Below are 16351 nucleotides of genomic sequence, written 5' to 3' on the forward strand. Positions count from 1 at the left end.
CCGCTTCGCGAGGTGGGCTGCGCAGGTACGGCCCTTCGGCGCATCCTGCCGCTCCAAGGGCCCGCCGCCGGGGGCAGGACGCGCTGGTCGTGCATGCTCCCCGGGCGGTACTGCAACTGCTACCGGCATGCAAGCCCAGCCACAGCGCGAGACGCCCACAGCTGCGGCACCGGCCCGTACCCGCCCGCGGCCGGCTCGGGACCGTCCCACTGAGTCAACCCCGCCCGGCACCATTGCCCGTCGGCGAACAGCCGCCTGGCAACCCACGCCAGGCTGCTGCCAACCCAGCCGAGACCCCCCGGGGGCTTGACGTGAACGGACAACCCAACACCCGCCCATCGGATCTGATCGGCCGGGCCGACCGGTCCAAGAGCGAACTCACGAGACCGGACAACACGCGAGCAACGGCGCCCTGACTCGGCTTCAGCCTCTCTCACTGTTCGTGGGATGCGCGGGAGAGAATAGGGCCTTCGACCTGGAGGGGGATGGGATGAGTTACGACCTGCAAGCAGTGATCGCCAAAGCAGAGGTGTTGCGGGGTGCGGCACGGGATCTGCCGGCCTCACAGCTGGCGTCGATCGGTCAGGGCCTGTCGCTGATGCCGATGACGGCCGCCCTGGTCGATTCCGTCACCGACGGCAGCGGTGCAGGCGCCCTGGGGTTCCGGCGATTGCCCAACGGGTTCGAGAAGGTCCTCGCTAGCTGGTCAGCTGGTGGGCCGGTGGCCTACCTGGAAGCGGAGTACTTCGGCGGAGTGGGCGAGCAGCGGGCTGCCGTGTGGGACGACGGCACCATCGTGCTGGGACCACTACATGTGGAAGAGGGCCAACCCCACCCGCCGGCCGGCAGCCCGATCTCCCAAGCACTGCGACGACTGGGGGTCGTGGCAAACGCCGACGAAGACGAATTCTCAGCCGCTGGACTGGACCAGCATCGATACAACACGGCTTGGATCGCCTGAAACCCCACAGACCGCGGGACCATCCGAACACCCACACCAAGCGGGCGTCGCGGTACTGCCGCGGGCCCACCGCGGCAGACAGACACCCCTGGCCGACCCCACTCTCCCCCGGCGCGATCCGATGGCACGCAAGTTCTTGAACCGGCTGATGGTCCGCCCGACTTCATTGCGGCGCCGGGAGACCGCCATGTCGAACCCGGTGGGGCGGCCACCCCGGCTGCCACGGCGCCGACGGCCGGCCCACTGGTCTCCCGACTCAGGAATCGTGTCCTTGAACTGGCACCTACGCAGACGACCCTGGTTAAGGCGTGACGAGTACGCCTCATCGCCCCGACAGAGTCGGGCCGGATGCGCGGTCACCCACCAGCCGGCCGCGACACCCGGACCTCCCCCACACGAGACCCGTCTGCGATGCCCCCCACCGGCCGGGCGTGATCACAAACCCGGGCGGGCGGCACCCGTTCAACAGCCGCCATCAGCCGGCACGACGGAAGGCGGTACCGCGCACAGGGCCGGACGGGCCGTCAGAAGTCGTACGGCTTCTGCGTGCTCCAGTTCAACACGTCAGCCTCGTTCCAGCTGAACTGCGACTTGTCACCCTTGACGTCGACGGAGTAGAACGGGCCGTCGTGACCGTCCGCGCCACGCAGTGCGATGGCGAACGAGTGCGCCGTCTGGTTCTTCGAACCGTAGTCGAAGAGATTCACCGCGCTGTATACCTTGCCTCCGGACCTCAGTGTGATGTGCTGGCCACCGCCCGGGTTGTCCTTCTTCGAGTGCGGCAGCGCGGGACCATCGACGTCCTCGCCGAGCTTCACAGCCGGATACGAGGTCACCCAACACGGCGTGGAGCCCTCGTTCGACGCGGTCACCAGCAGATGGTCGCCCTGCTGACCGGCGAACCGGTGCACCGCAGTCACCAACATCTCGTCACCGCGGCACTGCTCGACGCCGGCCGTCGCGCCCCGGCCCGCGGCCTTGCCCGCCCCACCCGGAGCGGACGCCGTACGCACCCCCGCCCTGGCCTCACCACCACTGCCCACCCGCTCCGCGCTCCCCTTACCGGCTCCACCGGACGCGGACCGGCCCTGCGCGCTACTGGTGGCGTGATCGCCGCCCGCCGCCTTCGAGGCACCCCCGGCGCCACCACAGGCAGTCAGACCCACCGCCAGCGCAGCGGTGACGGCAGCCAGCGAGGCTAAACGGGCAGAACGGCGGGCACCATACGTCGTCATCATCAAAACTCCCCCATGATCGGTCAGGACACGGCCCCCCTGCCCCCGCAAGGTGACCGACCGTATCCACTGCTTCACTCCACCCCATCAGATGACGCCAGAACCACACCCGTTCCCCAGAAATGTCCGCATCCCGTAACAACACAACCCGACGCAGACACACACCAACACCGACACCCCAACCCCGCCGGCCAAGTCCCGGCACGCCAGGCCACCCACACCCTGGCCGACCAGACGACACCCGAGCAGCGCAAGCGGCGCGAGCGGCGCGAGCGGCTCGTGCTGCCGCCGCGCAGCCGCCCCGAACCGTCCGGGGCGTGGGCAAGCCGCCGCCGAGCAGCCCGCCCACCAAAAGCCAGCCGGCGACCGGCTCTTCCACACCCATACCGAACCCGCACACACGATCCGACACACGGACGCACAGCCCGGCACCCGAAGCAACCGCACGGCCCGCCACTCCCCCATCCAACGGCGCGAACCGATCCGGCTCCGCAGCGAACCCGATGACGTCAGCTCCCATCCGGTGGTGCGCACCGTGATACGAGAGCACACGGGGATGCAGTCGGGCAGGGTGTGGGCCAGCGCGTCCCGAACCCAGAGCCGGCGACCACCTGCCGACGGCAGGGCAGATGCCGCTCGGACCGCTTGCCAGCGGCTCCCCCTACGGTCTGATCAACGGGACCTGCCGCAAAGGCCGCAGGTCTGCCTGCAGAGGGGTCTGCCATGTCCACCCGGTCCACGGTGTCGACGACGTATCTGGAGCTGTCACAGGAAGGCGGCGGCGCGCACAAGCTCTACGAGATCACCGTGGACGGCACGGTGGTGACGGTTCGCTACGGGCGGATCAGTGCCACCGGGCAGACGCAGGTGTCGACCTTCGCCACGACGCAGGGGCCGACGGGGCCGGGGTCGTCGGCACCCGCTGCCTCCGCAGGCTCGACCCGCAGGATGTCGTGGGACGTCGCGGGGGTGGCACGAAGCTGGGGGTGGACAGCAAGCACCAGGAATGAGAAACCTCGTACTTCCAGGATAGTTTTCGCGGGGAGTGGACTCCCTTTCGGTAAATCCATTTCAGCCCGCCAGGCCCCCCGCCATACGTCCCCCGACCAGCGGACCGGGCGGCTGACACGGTCGTCCACCGACGAGGAAAGGCGATTGGCCGAGGCATGCTGTAAGGCATGGCCACGATCCATCGCCGCCCCGATACGCTGACCGTCGGGGTGTTGCTTGCAGTAGTCGGTGGGTTTCTGGACGCGTACACGTTCGTCCGGCACAACGTCTTCGCCAACCTGCAGTCGGGCAACGTGCTGCTGTTCTGCGTGGAGGCCACCGCCCGGCACTGGCACCGAGCAATCCTGCTGCTCATCCCCATCGTGGCCTTCAGCATCGGCGTACTCCTGGTGGAAGTCCTCGGCCTCCCCCGCATGGAACGGCGCGTGCGCCGCCCGCTGCGGCTCGTACTGACGATTCAGATCGCCCTGCTGGCGGCGATCGCCGCAGTGCCTGATGACGCGCCGGAACAGGTGACGACGGTAACGGTGGCATTCGTGGCCGCACTACAGTTCTCGACGTTCACCACCCTGCGCGGCACTCCCTACACCACGCTGGCGGAAAGCGGGAACCTGCAAAAGGGCATCGCCGCCGCTCACACATGGATGTCTGCCAGAGAACCGGCGGCCAAGCGGCGCGCCGCGCAGTACGCGACCATCATCGCAGCGTTCGCGGTCGGTGCGGTCACCGGCGCAATCCTCACCCGCCTGGTCGGCGCTCCCGCGGTCGGCGTGGCCGCCGGCCTGCTCACCGGCGTACTCGCGATACTGATCCGGGAGACACGACAGTTGCAACACCCCGGGACGGACACGGACCCGCCAGCACCCACGCCCCCCGCCGCCCACTGATCTCCACCGACCACGGCCCCACTCTTCACACACCAACGGCAAACGATCGCACCCGGCCCATACCGGCTACCACCACCGCTACTCCCACACCGGCACGATGGCCATGCTCGGCGACGCGCCCACCACCTGGCCGAGCTTGATGGGGCGGGTGGTGGCCGTCTGGATGACGAAGTCCTCGTCGTCAGGGGTGAGCAGGCTGGGACGGCCTCCCGCCCATTGAGGGTCCAGACAGGCCAGGCCGATCTCGTTGAACCGGTGGATCACGTCCCGCACCGTGTCCTCGTCGGCCTGGACCAGCTGAGCAATCACCGGGACACGGTTCCCGCCGGCGGACGCGAGCAGCATCATCGCCCGCCGATAGCGCACCGAACTTGTACTTCCCCGGCGCACCATCTGTTGCAGCTTCTGCCTCTCCTGGTCGGTCAGTCTGCGCACCCGCACAGGCCCTGCTTCTGCCAGCAGGAGCCGACGGTGGGGCGGATGCCCAGCGGCCCGAACTCGTCGAAGGCGAACGTGCGGTCCGGACGCTTGTTGCCCGCGTACTCGATCCGTTCCAGCTTGGCGTCGAATGCCGGGTCCGGGGATTCCTTCCAGGTCTTCGTCCGCTGGAAGGTGATCCCCCGGCGGGCCAGTAAGCACCGCAGGGCCTCGCGGCCGATCCGAACGGGCCGGGCCATGTTCCTGCGCAGGTGATCGACCAGTTTGCGGACCGACCAGCGGGTGAAGGGCTTGCCCAGCACCGTGGGCAGGGTGGTGGCCGTCTGGATGACGAAGTCCTCGTCGTCACTGCTCAGCAGGCGGGGACGGCCTCCCGCCCACTGAGGGTTCAGGCATGCGAGCCTGATCTCGTTGAAGCGGTGGATCACGTCCCGGACGGTGTCTTCGTCCGCCTGGACCAGACGCGCGATCACCGGGACCGTGCTGCCGCCGGCCGAGGCCAGCAGCATCATCGCCCGCCGAAACCGCACCCAGCTGGTACTGCCCCGCCGCACAGTCTGCTGGAGCTTCTGCCCCTCCTGCTCCGTCAGCCTCCGGACCCTGACCGGTGGCGCCATCTCGCCCCCTGCTGGTTGGACTTCCAACCAGCACAACGAGCAACCCGGTGAACCTATGCGGTCACAGCACTAGCTGTTGCAGCATCCCACGGGCGCCTCTCGCGCGACGATGGTCCAGCGGTGCCAGCCCAGTCGCTGTGAGCACTTCTCCAGTGGCGGGCCCGCGTCACCAGTCGGACAATGGAGTTCCGTTCAGCGTAGATGAGGGCTTACGACTATGCCCGGTTGCCCACCACTCGTCTCCGCGATTCACCCTTCAGTCTGGGCACAGTCTGCCGCTTCTTCCGTTCAGCTCAGCAGCCCGGCATAGCTCTGCATGGAGGTGTTTCCGTGATGACGAAATCTAGCGAGCAGCAAGCTTCAACGGGGCTCCGCTCCCGAACCATGTGGGATGTGTACTGCCCGGAGGAAGACCTCAACGTCGTCATGTTGTTCCCAAGCGAACATGCCGCCAACCAGGCCGCGGCCGAACACAACGCTCAGTTCGCTCCAGCACACACGGCTGGGGCGGTGGTGCACACGCCTAGCGACGAGGACCCGCCGCACCTTACTGAGGCTCAGCGCGAAGCGTTCAAGGAGAACGCTGCCGCCCTCGATAAGGCCGAGGAGCAACTCCGGATGGCCCAACAGAAGGCCCGTGCGAGGTTGAAGGCAGTGGGCATCAATGATGGCCCCTACGATGACGATGGAACCTCGTGCTTGAGGTGCGGATGTCCGGCGTATGTGACGACACCCCACCGCCCTCACGCCTCTTGCCGGAGAGAATTCTGTGGGCACACCTATGACAGCCATCATTGGTGATAGAGCTCGTCCGGTGAACCTCGAGTCTGTTCTGCTTTGCCACCGAGTCCTTTCATGGCGGAGACCCGCCGTGGGTCGCGGAGTGGAGAACCTCAGGCGGGGGCCACTGTGGTGACGGTGCCCAGCCGCACCTGATGCGCACAACGGCTACGGCGCCGGCTAGGCAGTTTCGTTTGGATCAGCTAGTCGTTGGTCCGGGTGTGCCGTTGAGTGACGCGCAGTGGGCGCGGATCGAGCCGTTGCTCCCGGACCGGACGCCCAAGCGGGGTGGTCGCTGGCGTGATCACCGGGAGGTGATCGACGCGATCGCCTTCAAGTTCCAGACCGGCACCCAGTGGGTGCATCTGCCGGGGAAGTACGGCAACTGGCGGGGCGTCTACAACCGACTGCGGATGCGGGGCCGTGAACTGCGCCGCAAGCTGACCCCCAACTACACCATCGGCTGCAAGCGCATCCTGTTCTCCAACCATTACTACCCGGCCCTAACCCGCCCGAATGTGGACGTGCACGCCTACGCCGTCCGCACGGTCAACGGCACCACCGTGCTCGGCGCCGACGGCAGCAGCGCCGAAGTGGACGCGATCATCCTCGGCACGGGCTTTCACATCCTCGACATGCCCCTGTCGAACCTCATCCACGACGGCGCCGGACGTTCCCTCGCCGACCGCTGGCAGGGCTCCCCCGAGGCGTACCTCGGCACAGTCACCTCCGGGTTCCCCAACGCGTTTCTGCTTCTCGGTCCCGGCCTGGGCACCGGACACAGCTCCGCGTTCACCATCCTCGAAGCGCAGCTCGATCTCGCCTTCCGCGCGATCCTCTCAGCGCGCGCCGAGGGGTGGGCGTCGGTCGAGGTACGCCGCGACGTGCAGACCGCCTACAACGCCGAACTGCAGGCCGCCCTTGCGGGCACCGTCTACTACACCGGAGGATGCCGGAGCTACTACCTCGACGCCAACGGACGCAACAGCTTCAGCTGGCCTTGGTCCACCGGCCGGCTCCGCACGCAGGTGGCCCGCTTCGACGCCCGCGACTTCACCGTCATCCACCCCACCGACCGGCAGGAGCTCAGCGCATGAGATTCCCCGCCATCGACATGCGCGGCGCCGACATCCCCGTCACCGGCGCCGCACACGGCATCGACTCACCACCGCGAAGGCGTACGCCCCCGGGTGCCCACGTCATGCTCGGCGACCTCGACGGCGGCCTGGCCGGGCAGGCCGCCTACAGCAGGGACGATCCCCTGCTTCGCAACCCGGCCAATTGGTTCGCTTTCGGAAGAAAGGAGGCAGACAGGCACCACCCACTGGGTGGGCCAGGAGAACTAGCGACAGTGGAATGCATGAGCCCGCCAGTACGTCGTCTCGGCTGGCTCACAGCCGTTACCGGCCTGCTGCCTGTCGCCGCCGCAGTGATCTTGGCGGCCGTCGGTCAAGCCGAAGCTGCGGCGGTTGTTGCCGTCACCGGCAGTGCTGTCACCGGCACTCAGGTGACCGTGAACATCCGTCGGTGACCACTGAAGGGTTCGGAGGGCGTTGATCGCCTCCGAACCCTTCGCGTCAAGAACAACTGCACCGGTGATCAAGGCGAGCAAACTTCAGTGGCAAACGGTCAAGGTTCAGTGTCAGAGGGCATGTCCGTTTGTCGCGTGTCAGCGGAGTTTGACTAGTCTCACCGAAGTTTGATCGCCTCGTGGGAGGCCATTCCGAGGTTCAATGTTCGGCGAAGCCTCAGGGGCGACGCTCCCCGGCCCGTGCGGCGGCCGCCGCCTCCAGCAGGGTCCAGCCGTCGACCTCCACCAGCCGCCGCTCCCCCGGTTGCCACCCACGGGCCAGCGCCACGTCGAGCAGGGCCCGGACAGCGCCCGGCTCGTGCAAGTTCAGGTCCGCGCCCTGGGTGAAGCCCACGTCCCCGGAGCCGAAGGGGGCGCCGCCCGGAACGTACCGGCCAGGCCCGCCGACAAAGACAATGCGCAGCGGGCCGCCGCTTCCTGCTGGCTGCGGGGACAGGGTGAGAATTTGGCAGCAGTCCACGGAACGACCATCGTGGTCCCCTCGGTGGCTGTGTCGCATAGTCCACATGTACACGCGCCCGTCGACGACCAGTCGGCGGGGCTTCTTCGAACGGTGAGGCACCCAGCCGAGAGTACGCGGCCTGATCCACAAGACACATCGAATGTCGTCAATCTCCGCGGCCGTCCTCACCCTGGAGCGGCAGCGCTGAAAGAGCTCCCTACGTTGTTCTGCGGGAGGCGGTGAGCCCTTCGTATGGTTCATCCACCCAGGGGGACCGGGTGTGGTTCAAAGAGCTCTGCCGTGTGTGGCTTGCACTGATTGGCCGCCCGGTGCCCCACGACGACTCAGCTGCCAATTAGGAATTGCGAAAGATCGCTCTGTAGGGAATCGACAGCGACGTCGTCCGTGGGAGGCATCAGCAGCACACCGCACGGAGGGACCACATGGCAGCGATCTGGGCCGGCATCGACGCAGGAAAGACCCACCACCACTGCGTCGCGACCGACGACAGCGGCCACCGGCTGCTGTCACGCCGCATCGCCAACGACGAGCCCGAACTACTCCAACTCCTCACCGACGTCCTGGCTCTCGGCGAGCACGTGACCTGGGGTATTGATCTGGCCGACGGCGGGGCCGCCCTGGCCATCGCGATCCTCCTCAACCACGACCAGCCGGTGCACTACGTCTCCGGCCGGGCCATCCACCGTGCCTCCGAGACCTACCGCGGCGAGGGCAAAACAGACGCCAAGGATGCCGCCGTCATCGCCGACCAGGCCCGCATCCGCCGCGACCTGCATCTCTTACACGCCGACGACGACACCGTCACCGACCTCAAGATCCTCACCGGTCGGCGCATGGACCTGGTCGCCGACCGCACCCGCACGGTTAACCGTCTCCGAGCCCAGCTAACCGGTGTTTTCCCCGGCCTGGAACGGGCGTTGGATGTGACCAACACGGGCCCGCTCACCTTGCTGACCGGTTACCAGACCCCCGGCGCCCTGCGCCGGATCAGCTAGCGGCTTGCGACATGGCTGCGCAACCGTCACGTCGTCCGCCCCGACCGGCTCGCCGAGATCGCCGTCCACGCCGCCGAACGCCAGCACACCAGCCTGCCCGGCGAGAAACTGACCGCCCAGCTGGTGCACACGCTGGCCAAGGAGGTGATGGCCCTCAACCAGAAGATCGCCGAGCTCGACAAGGACATCAAGGCCCGGTTTCGCGACCACCACACCTTCCACGTGATCACCAGCATGCCCGGCCTGGGCATCATCCTCGGAGCTGAGTTCCTGGCCGCCACCGGCGGCGACATGACAGTCTTCGGCACCGCTGACCGCCTCGCCGGCTTCGGCGGCGTCGCCCCGGTACCCCGCGACTCCGGGAAGATCAGCGGCAACCTGCGCCAGCCCCAGCGATACAACCGCCGCCTCCAACGCGTCTTCTACACCTCCGCACTGTTCAGCATCCGGCACTGCGACGAGTCGCGCCGGTTCTACGATCGCAAACGCGCCGAGGGCAAACGGCATACCCAGGCCGTCCTCGCGCTCGCACGCCGCCGCGTGAACGTCCTCTGGGCTCTACTACGCGACGACCGGTGCTACCAGCTGTCGCCGCCCAGTGCCCTCGCAGCTTGACAGACCGCATTAGGAATCAGTTGCTCAGGCCCCCCACCCCGGACCTGCCGGAGGAGCTGCGCGGCGCAGAATTGCGGCACATCCCCATGGAGGCCGCGCGCCTGGCCGAGCTGCTGCCCAGCCCTCTGACGCTCAGCGGCCCGCAGCAGGGCGCGCCGGCGCAGGACCCGCCAACGCGGGAACGCGTCCTCGCGGAGATGTCGGCCTGCACGATCGCCCACTTCGCCTGCCACGGCGTCAGCGACGCCGACAACCCCTCGAACAGCCGTCTTCTGCTGCACGACCACCGGGATCATCCGCTCACCGTCGCGGCCCTGGCTCCGGTCGACTTCCACACGGCACGCCTGGCTTATCTGTCGGCGTGCAACACCTCGGCCAACCACGCCGTCGACCTGCTGGACGAGGCGATCCACCTGGCCGGGGCCATGCAGCTGGCCGGCTACCCGCACGTGATCGGCACCTTGTGGCCCATCGACGACGAAATCGCCGTCGACGTCGCCACTGGGTTCTACACCGCGCTGCGGGGCGCGGCCGGCGACCTGAACGTCGACGACGCCGCGATCGCCCTGCACCAGACTCTCAGAACACTTATTGAGGAGCAGAAGATTCACGCGACACCGTGGCTGTGGGCGCCCTACATCCATGCAGGGGCCTGACTGCGGCGGTGCTCGCCTTGAGGGTCACCGCATGGCCTCCTACGCTGGCCGGCGGATTCGCCGCCGGAAGGGCTGTCCGCCGCGCGCGCCTTGTGGGCTGGCGGTATCCAGGTGGGCAGTGCGTTCGCCTTGTGTGCCGAGTCGGGTGTCGACGCCGCGCTCAAGCAGCGACTGCTCGAACGGGCACGTGCGGGCAGCCGGGGGCTTGGTCAGAGGTCGGTCGGCCGCAGGCTTTTCACGGACCGGTCGGTTTGCGGGCGGTCGCGGTTGTCCGGGTTGGTTCCGGAGCATCTGCGGCGATCAGCCGGCTGTTCTCGACCATCAACCGCTGGTTGACGTTGCGGAGTGCCTGCATGGCGGTCTCTGCTTGGCGGCTGGCTGCGAGTGCTGCGTCTCGTTGCTCGCGCAGTTCCTCCAGCTGAGTGTCCCGCGGCGAGCGGGCGTCCAGGCCGTCGCGGAGGTGGGCGCCCAGTTCGTGGGCGCGGAGCGCGCGCAGCTCGTTCTGGACTTCGTGAAGCGTCCGTTGCAGGTCGGCGTTCTGCTCTAGAAGCATGCGGTTCTCGATTTCGAGGGCCGCCTCCTTGCGGGCGGTCGCTGCTGCCGCCGCCCGCGGCCCGTCCTGGGCGAGGTGGGCGCGGACGGTCTCGGCTTCCGCTTGAGGTCGCGGTGGCGTTGGAGGTACTGCGGGTTGACGGCGGCCCGCCGGGTGATCTGCGCGTCGGAGAGGGCCTGGCGGCTCTTGCGCATTGCGGCCAGGACGTTGAGGACCCGCTGTCGGCACTGTTCGCTGTCGGCACGGCGCCGCCTGACGGCGGCCGCCCTGCCGGCATCGAGGACCTCGACCCGACCGGCGGGGATCGTCGCCTGGTCTGGCTGCTTGCGCGGGGCGGCCGGGCGCGTCATCCGGTCGTCCTTTCGATGACGATCGGGGCGACGGTCGGCTGGTCCAGGCCCTGCCGTCCGGCCAGCACTGCCGCTACTGGGATGACGGTGAGGAACCGGTCCCTGGTGTGGAGCCAGGACTCCACCGTGGTCCGTTCCTCGCGGGTGAGGGAGCCGATGTCGGCTTCGCATTTGCCGACGAGTTCGTCGATCTGCTGGATCTCTCGGCGCAGCAGCTCCAGGTTCGCTGCGCTCAAGAGGCCCGCGGTGAGCACGCTGCCGTAGGCGCTCTCCAGTGCGGCGAGCTGCTCCGCCTTCCCGGCGCGTAGTTGGCGCAGTTCGGGCAGGTGGGTGAAGTCGGTGGTGTAGAAGGTGCAGGAGAAGCAGCGGTTGTACACCGGGCAGCCGTGCCCGTCGGCGCGGACGTTGTTCATCTCGTTGCAGCGTCCCGCGGGGACGGGCACCGAGCCGACGCCCGCGCGGAGCCGTCGGCAAGGTCGTCGTCGGGGTTGCGGGCGCGGACCCGGCCGCCGGTGAGGTCGAACTGGTAATTGGCGGCGATGGCGCGCACCGCTTCCACCCGCCGGGGGTGCGAGGGCCGGTAGTAGACCTGCGTGGTGGAGGGGTCCTGGTGGGCCATGAGGACTTGCAGGATGTCGAGCGGGACGCCGGCGTCGGCGCGGAGCTGGGCGTAGGTGTGCCGGAAGGCGTAGGGGAACACCCGTGCCGGGTCGAAGGGCTTCCCGTGTTCGTCGGTCACGGCGAGCTGGTCGAGCCAGGTCTCCAGCCAGTAGCCGATCGTGCCGCTGTCGAACGGCCGCTCGCCGAGCGCGTTGGCACGGGAGCGGCGAGGGGTGGGGAACAGCACCATGCGCGTGGAGCGGGGCCGGCCGTCTTCGTGGAACCAGTGCGGGGATTCGCGCCGCAGGTGGTCCTGCTGGCGGGTGATGACCTCGGCGTCGCTGGGATGGAGCGGGAGTTTGTGCCGTCGGCGAACCTTCTGCATCCAGTACGCGAGGAAGGGGTAGGACCGGCGGCGCACTGTCCCGTCCGGGTCCTCCACGTCGATGTCGTGCCACTCCAGGCAGTCGCCCCGACGCCACCGGCACCTGCAACTCCGTGGAATGGGCCGGCCTGCTGTGTAAGACCGTGCCCGCTTCCGCCATCACCGGCGGCGGCAGCAGCCCCACGGAAGCGGTCACCACCGTCTACACCTACAGCCGCTGGGGGCAGCTCGCCACGAAGGCGGAGACCGCTAATAACGTGACCCGGACGACCACGATCACGACGGACGGCGCCGGCCGGCCGACCAAGAGTCCAATCACCGGCGGCACCGGCGAGGACACCCCCGCCATCACCCTCACCTACAACGAGGACAACGGTCAGATCGCCAAGCAGACCTCGAACGGCCAGAGCAACAACTACACCTACGATGCTCTGGGGCGCCTGACCACGTACGACGACGGTGCCGGCAACACCACCACCACGACGTACGACATCCTCAACCGGCCGGTGAAGAGTACCGACTCGGTGCCGTCCACCGTCACTTACACGTACAACAGCGCGGGCCGGGTGAAGACCGTGACCGACTCGGTCGCCGGCACCTTCACCGCCTCCTACGACGCCGACGGCACCCTCACCTCCGAGGCCCTGCCGGGCAGCTACACCCTGACCGTCAGGACCGACCCGTCCGGCCAGCAGACGGGCCGGGCCTACACCACCTCCGACGGCGCCACGGTCGCCTCCGACACCGCGCCTCACAGGCCGGCAGCGTCACCGTCGCGTCGGGCACAGCCTGCGAGGCCGACGCAGCCGCAGCCGCAGCCGCAGCGGCTGAAGGAACGAATCAGAGTCGTCTGAGCTGGGAAACAGCAAAATTCCTGCGACAGAGCCACATCTGGTCAGCCACGCTTGCTCCGTGGCGGCATCTCCCTACGACCGGTTGGTCACAGATCACCAGTATGTTCAGCGCGTCAGGCAGCAGCGCCTCAGCGCCCTGTTGCCAGTCATTGGGGCAGTTTCAGCTCGCTGGCACAGCGACACCTGGTGGAAGAGCCAGGGCCAGGCCTACAGGCCGTGGGCTCTCGCCGAGGTTGCTCGCGTCAGCCTTGCCTACGGAAACGAGCACCGCGGAGACGGTAGCTGCACGGAAGACGATCTGCAGCGCATGCTCGCTGCATACGCAGCGTTGACGGATCCCATGGTCCGTGACAAGGCCAGCGCCGAGTCCGTGCGCAGGTGAACCGCCTGCTCCCCGGCCTGTCGTGGAAGGTCGAGCCCGACCGGCTTATGACCATCCCCGGGGTCGACGAGGACAAGGTTGCCGACTCGTGATCCGGGCGCGCCCCCTGGCGTCGGACCTGACACGCCCCGCGACCATGTTCGATCTCGCACTCACCTACCACGCGGACGGAACGCACGCCATCATGGGTCAACCGACACAATCCGCCGGCCTGCAGCTACGTCCAGTCCGTGTGGATGCCGTTCCCGCGGCTTTGAAGATCTTTTTCCCGGCCCAGGTCAGCGCGCTTCCCCGGAGCTGGCAGCGGTCACAGGGAACGATCGTGGGGACCGCGCCCTGGCCAAGCACCAGGAACCTGACTCCCTGACCTTTGATCCCGCGACTGTTCACGAGTCAGACTTGTGAATGGTCACGAGATCCCGTCCGATCGTTCTGATCGGGCGGGATCTCATTCTGGGAGCTGGTCCCTCGAATGAACAGCCACCTTGCCGAAGGTCCTGAAGGGTTTCTCCACCAGCGCCGTCTGTCCTTGTCGAGCACGACCGTGAATCCGGTCGCCGGCCTGATCCGGGTGAAGGCTCATCAGCCTCCAGCCGGCGCCGAGCATTTGGGCGGGTCATGGCAGGGGGTCGGCGAGGTAGTGCTGGATGGTGGGGGTGAGGAGGTCCGCGACGGCGTCGGTGGGGAGGGCGGCGATGTCGCCGACCTGCCAGATGTAGCGGTTCATGACCATGCCGTCGATCTGGGTGGCGATGAGGCTGGCACGCAGGGTGCGTTCGGCGTCGGGCAGGCTGTGGGAGACGACGGCCAGGACGAGTTCGGAGAACAACTCGCGCAGGCGTTGCAGGGCGGTGGGTTCCTGGGCAGCGGTGAGGATGATCGACCGCAGGACCTCGGCGGAGGCGGGGTCTTCCCACAGCTGCAGGGTGGCCTGCATGAACGCGCGTCCTCGCTCGTGCAGGGGCTGTTCCGCGGCGGCGGCCACGGCCACGCTGAACGCCTCGGGGGGTTGCATGACCGCTTCGAGCAGCCCGGTCTTGGTGCGGAAGTAGTAGTGCACCAGACCGGGGTCCACGCCGGCGTCCTGAGCGACCGCCCGCAGTGAGGTCGCGGCGTAGCCGCGGGAGGCGAAGCATCTGCGGGCGGCGGCGATGATCTTGTCCGCCTGCTCTCCGCGTTCCCCTCGGGGGCCTCGTCCAGTCACACCGCATCACCTTCCACGCCAGTCGAGAGAGGACTTCCCTTGCCGCTCACGGCAGTTTCATCATACGCTGAAACTAGTTTCCACATGCGAGGAAATTAGGAGTTGGTGTCATGCGCGCGCTCAAAGATGAGTGGATCACGGCGTCCGACGGTGTCCGGATCTGCGCCGATGTGTACCTGCCCGACGGGGACGGCCCGTTCCCGGCGCTGTACGCGGTGGCGCCGTACCCGAAGGACCTGCTGCACCTGCCGGCGGTGCCGGTGTTCCGGTTCATCGAGACCGGCCCGCTCGACTACTGGACCGGCCACGGCTACGCGGTCGTGGTCGGCGACCAGCGCGGCACCGGCAGGTCCGAGGGCGAGTTCGAACTGTTCGGGCCCGCCGAGCAGCGCGACCTCTACGACACCATCGAGTGGATCGCCGCCCGGCCCTGGTCGACCGGGAAGATCTCGATGATCGGGGAGAGCGCCTACAGCGTGAACCAGTGGCTGGCCGCCGCGCAGCGCCCGCCGCACCTGACCTGCGCGCTGGTCTACAACGGCTTCACGAACCTCTATCACGACGCGATCTACCACGGCGGGGTCTACTCCATGGGCTTCCTCAGCTTCTGGTCGACCGACAACATCCGCGCCAGCGCGACCATTGGCGGCGGCACCCCGCCCCGGCCCGGCGGCATCACCGCCGACATCATCGGCATGGCCCTGGACCGGCCCGTCTACGACGACTGGTGGGACCAGCGAGCGGTGAAGGTGGAGGACATCGACGTCCCGGTCCTCAACATCGCCTGGTGGCACAACATCGGCATGCACCTGCGCGGTCAGCTCGACGGCTACGAGCGGCTCAGGGGCACCGACAAGCGCCTGGTCGTGCTGGCTGGCACCGACAGCCAGGAGCGCTACTACCTCGACAGCCAGGAGCGCTACTACCAACCCGAGTTCCTCGACACCTACATCCGCCCCTGGTACGACCACTGGCTCAAGGACGTCGACAACGGGGTCATGGACGGCCCACCGGTCCGCATCGAGGTCGCCAACGCCGGAGGCCGGCTGCGCGAGGAATCCGAGTGGCCGCCCCGGCGCGCCACGGCGAACACGTTCTACCTGAGCCCCGAACCCGCAGGCGCCGTCCACTCACTCAACGACGGCAGCCTCACCACCACTCCGCCCACACGGCCACCGGGACGACCGACCGTCTACGACTACCCCAACCCCGAGTGGACGGTGGGCACCACCGTCATCACCGACGGTATCCCACAGCCCACCCGCGGCATCCTCACCTTCACCACCCCACCCCTGGAACACGACACCGAGGTCACCGGGAAGATCACCCTCGTGCTGTACGCGGAGACCGACCAGAGCGACACCGATTTCCACGTCAAGGTCTCCGAGCAGAAGGCCGTTCCGAAGCTCAAGCAGATCCTCATGCGCAAGGTCGCCAAGAACGTACCGCCGCCTTCCGCGATGGTCACCCGCGGCTGGCTGAAGGCCTCCCACCGCACCCACCCGCCCCAGCCGATCGAGCCCGGGACCGTCGTCCGCTACGAGATCGAGGTCTGGCCGACCTCCTACCTGTTCCGCAAGGGCAGCCGCATCCGCCTGGAGATCGCCAACGGCGACTCCCCGGTCGCCGACGGCCTGTTCCACCACTACTACGGCCACCAGGTGGGCCGCGACCTCATCCACCACGACGCCGACCACCCCTCCCACCTCATCCTGCCCCTCATCCACTGACCCACGCACCCGACGGAGCAGCCACCGTGGCCGCCATCTCGCCC

The 16351-nt window shown here is 67.9% G+C and carries 15 protein-coding genes and 5 pseudogenes; 9 read left to right on the top strand and 11 right to left on the bottom strand.

Annotated elements, in window-relative coordinates; genetic code table 11:
- Positions 1-490 precede the first annotated feature (490 nt).
- Positions 491-961 carry a hypothetical protein gene (locus tag AC07DS_RS30790; protein WP_479150549.1) on the top strand — a complete coding sequence of 157 codons (471 nt, stop codon included), beginning with the start codon at positions 491-493 and terminating at the stop codon, positions 959-961.
- Between the two features lie 111 nt (positions 962-1072).
- Here AC07DS_RS30790 and AC07DS_RS30795 read toward each other — a convergent pair.
- Positions 1073-1421: pseudogene (locus tag AC07DS_RS30795) on the bottom strand (IS5/IS1182 family transposase); the annotation flags it as partial.
- Positions 1422-1485: 64 nt separating this feature from the next.
- Positions 1486-2199, bottom strand: a complete 714-nt coding sequence (locus tag AC07DS_RS30800; protein WP_479150551.1) for a DUF4232 domain-containing protein — start codon at positions 2197-2199, stop codon at positions 1486-1488.
- 720 nt (positions 2200-2919) lie between these two features.
- On the opposite strand from AC07DS_RS30800, the pseudogene AC07DS_RS30805 reads away from it, so the two are divergent.
- Positions 2920-3087, top strand: a pseudogene (locus AC07DS_RS30805) (WGR domain-containing protein); the annotation flags it as partial.
- On the opposite strand, the gene AC07DS_RS30810 reads toward AC07DS_RS30805, so the two are convergent.
- The gene (locus AC07DS_RS30810; RefSeq protein WP_479150760.1) at positions 3030-3197 is read right to left on the bottom strand and encodes a hypothetical protein; all 168 of its coding nucleotides are present in this window, start codon (positions 3195-3197) and stop codon (positions 3030-3032) included. The pseudogene AC07DS_RS30805 and the gene AC07DS_RS30810 overlap by 58 nt on opposite strands.
- A 177-nt stretch (positions 3198-3374) precedes the next feature.
- Between AC07DS_RS30810 and AC07DS_RS30815 the strand changes: the two genes are divergently transcribed.
- Complete coding sequence (locus AC07DS_RS30815) at positions 3375-4094, top strand: YoaK family protein (RefSeq protein WP_479150553.1); 720 nt, start codon at positions 3375-3377, stop codon at positions 4092-4094.
- Positions 4095-4220: 126 nt separating this feature from the next.
- Here the strand turns inward: AC07DS_RS30815 and AC07DS_RS30820 are convergent.
- Positions 4221-4487: pseudogene (locus tag AC07DS_RS30820) on the bottom strand (helix-turn-helix domain-containing protein); the annotation flags it as partial.
- Between the two features lie 53 nt (positions 4488-4540).
- Positions 4541-5149: pseudogene (locus AC07DS_RS30825) on the bottom strand (helix-turn-helix domain-containing protein); the annotation flags it as partial.
- A 1007-nt stretch (positions 5150-6156) separates the two neighbouring features.
- Between AC07DS_RS30825 and AC07DS_RS30830 the strand changes: the two are divergent.
- Together AC07DS_RS30830 and AC07DS_RS30835 are read left to right on the top strand one after the other, a co-directional pair.
- Positions 6157-7026 (top strand): transposase, encoded by an 870-nt coding sequence (locus AC07DS_RS30830; protein WP_479150555.1) that lies wholly within the window; start codon positions 6157-6159, stop codon positions 7024-7026.
- Positions 7023-7460, top strand: coding sequence for a hypothetical protein (locus AC07DS_RS30835; protein ID WP_479150557.1), 438 nt, complete (start codon positions 7023-7025; stop codon positions 7458-7460). Before AC07DS_RS30830 ends, AC07DS_RS30835 begins: the two co-directional genes overlap by 4 nt.
- A gap of 217 nt (positions 7461-7677) precedes the next feature.
- Here AC07DS_RS30835 and AC07DS_RS30840 read toward each other — a convergent pair whose 3' ends face one another.
- A complete protein-coding gene (locus tag AC07DS_RS30840) occupies positions 7678-7980 on the bottom strand; it encodes a hypothetical protein (protein ID WP_479150559.1) in 303 nt (100 codons plus the stop codon).
- Between the two features lie 425 nt (positions 7981-8405).
- Here AC07DS_RS30840 and AC07DS_RS30845 point away from each other — a divergent pair.
- Positions 8406-9593 (top strand): annotated as a pseudogene (locus AC07DS_RS30845) (IS110 family RNA-guided transposase).
- Positions 9590-10249, top strand: a complete 660-nt coding sequence (locus AC07DS_RS30850; protein WP_479150560.1) for a CHAT domain-containing protein — start codon at positions 9590-9592, stop codon at positions 10247-10249. Before AC07DS_RS30845 ends, AC07DS_RS30850 begins: the two are co-directional and overlap by 4 nt.
- A 235-nt stretch (positions 10250-10484) precedes the next feature.
- Here the strand turns inward: AC07DS_RS30850 and AC07DS_RS30855 are convergent, their stop codons facing one another.
- Genes AC07DS_RS30855 through AC07DS_RS30870 form a run of 4 tightly spaced genes read right to left on the bottom strand, consistent with a single transcriptional unit; the run spans position 10485 to position 12257 of the window.
- Entirely contained in the window at positions 10485-10802 is a 318-nt protein-coding gene (locus tag AC07DS_RS30855; protein ID WP_479150562.1) for a hypothetical protein, read from the bottom strand.
- On the bottom strand, positions 10793-11152 hold the full coding sequence (locus AC07DS_RS30860) for a hypothetical protein (protein WP_479150565.1): 360 nt from the start codon (positions 11150-11152) through the stop codon (positions 10793-10795). The genes AC07DS_RS30855 and AC07DS_RS30860 overlap by 10 nt, the downstream gene beginning before the upstream one ends.
- The gene (locus tag AC07DS_RS30865) at positions 11149-11565 is read right to left on the bottom strand and encodes a hypothetical protein (RefSeq protein WP_479150567.1); all 417 of its coding nucleotides are present in this window, start codon (positions 11563-11565) and stop codon (positions 11149-11151) included. Before AC07DS_RS30865 ends, AC07DS_RS30860 begins: the two co-directional genes overlap by 4 nt.
- A complete protein-coding gene (locus tag AC07DS_RS30870) occupies positions 11562-12257 on the bottom strand; it encodes a tyrosine-type recombinase/integrase (RefSeq protein WP_479150744.1) in 696 nt (231 codons plus the stop codon). The genes AC07DS_RS30865 and AC07DS_RS30870 overlap by 4 nt, the downstream gene beginning before the upstream one ends.
- Positions 12258-12280: 23 nt before the next feature.
- Between AC07DS_RS30870 and AC07DS_RS30875 the strand changes: the two genes are divergently transcribed.
- Positions 12281-12991: a hypothetical protein gene (locus AC07DS_RS30875; protein WP_479150569.1), complete on the top strand. Its 711-nt coding sequence runs from the start codon at positions 12281-12283 to the stop codon at positions 12989-12991.
- A gap of 998 nt (positions 12992-13989) precedes the next feature.
- Here the strand turns inward: AC07DS_RS30875 and AC07DS_RS30880 are convergent.
- Positions 13990-14577 carry a TetR/AcrR family transcriptional regulator gene (locus AC07DS_RS30880; protein ID WP_479150571.1) on the bottom strand — a complete coding sequence of 196 codons (588 nt, stop codon included), beginning with the start codon at positions 14575-14577 and terminating at the stop codon, positions 13990-13992.
- A 110-nt stretch (positions 14578-14687) separates the two neighbouring features.
- Here AC07DS_RS30880 and AC07DS_RS30885 point away from each other — a divergent pair, with 110 nt between their 5' ends.
- Entirely contained in the window at positions 14688-16307 is a 1620-nt protein-coding gene (locus AC07DS_RS30885; protein ID WP_479150572.1) for a CocE/NonD family hydrolase, read from the top strand.
- The last annotated feature ends 44 nt before the right edge of the window (positions 16308-16351 follow it).

It is taken from the genome of Streptomyces sp. NPDC044064 (assembly GCF_056434245.1).

Bases quoted from the DNA above. Each gene is read 5' to 3' on its own strand.
- AC07DS_RS30790 (WP_479150549.1), top strand. From the start codon at position 491: ATGAGTTACGACCTGCAAGCAGTGATCGCCAAAGCAGAGGTGTTGCGG.
- AC07DS_RS30800 (WP_479150551.1), bottom strand. From the start codon at position 2,199: ATGATGACGACGTATGGTGCCCGCCGTTCTGCCCGTTTAGCCTCGCTG.
- AC07DS_RS30815 (WP_479150553.1), top strand. From the start codon at position 3,375: ATGGCCACGATCCATCGCCGCCCCGATACGCTGACCGTCGGGGTGTTG.
- AC07DS_RS30835 (WP_479150557.1), top strand. From the start codon at position 7,023: ATGAGATTCCCCGCCATCGACATGCGCGGCGCCGACATCCCCGTCACC.
- AC07DS_RS30855 (WP_479150562.1), bottom strand. From the start codon at position 10,802: ATGCTTCTAGAGCAGAACGCCGACCTGCAACGGACGCTTCACGAAGTC.
- AC07DS_RS30860 (WP_479150565.1), bottom strand. From the start codon at position 11,152: ATGACGCGCCCGGCCGCCCCGCGCAAGCAGCCAGACCAGGCGACGATC.
- AC07DS_RS30865 (WP_479150567.1), bottom strand. From the start codon at position 11,565: ATGAACAACGTCCGCGCCGACGGGCACGGCTGCCCGGTGTACAACCGC.
- AC07DS_RS30885 (WP_479150572.1), top strand. From the start codon at position 14,688: ATGCGCGCGCTCAAAGATGAGTGGATCACGGCGTCCGACGGTGTCCGG.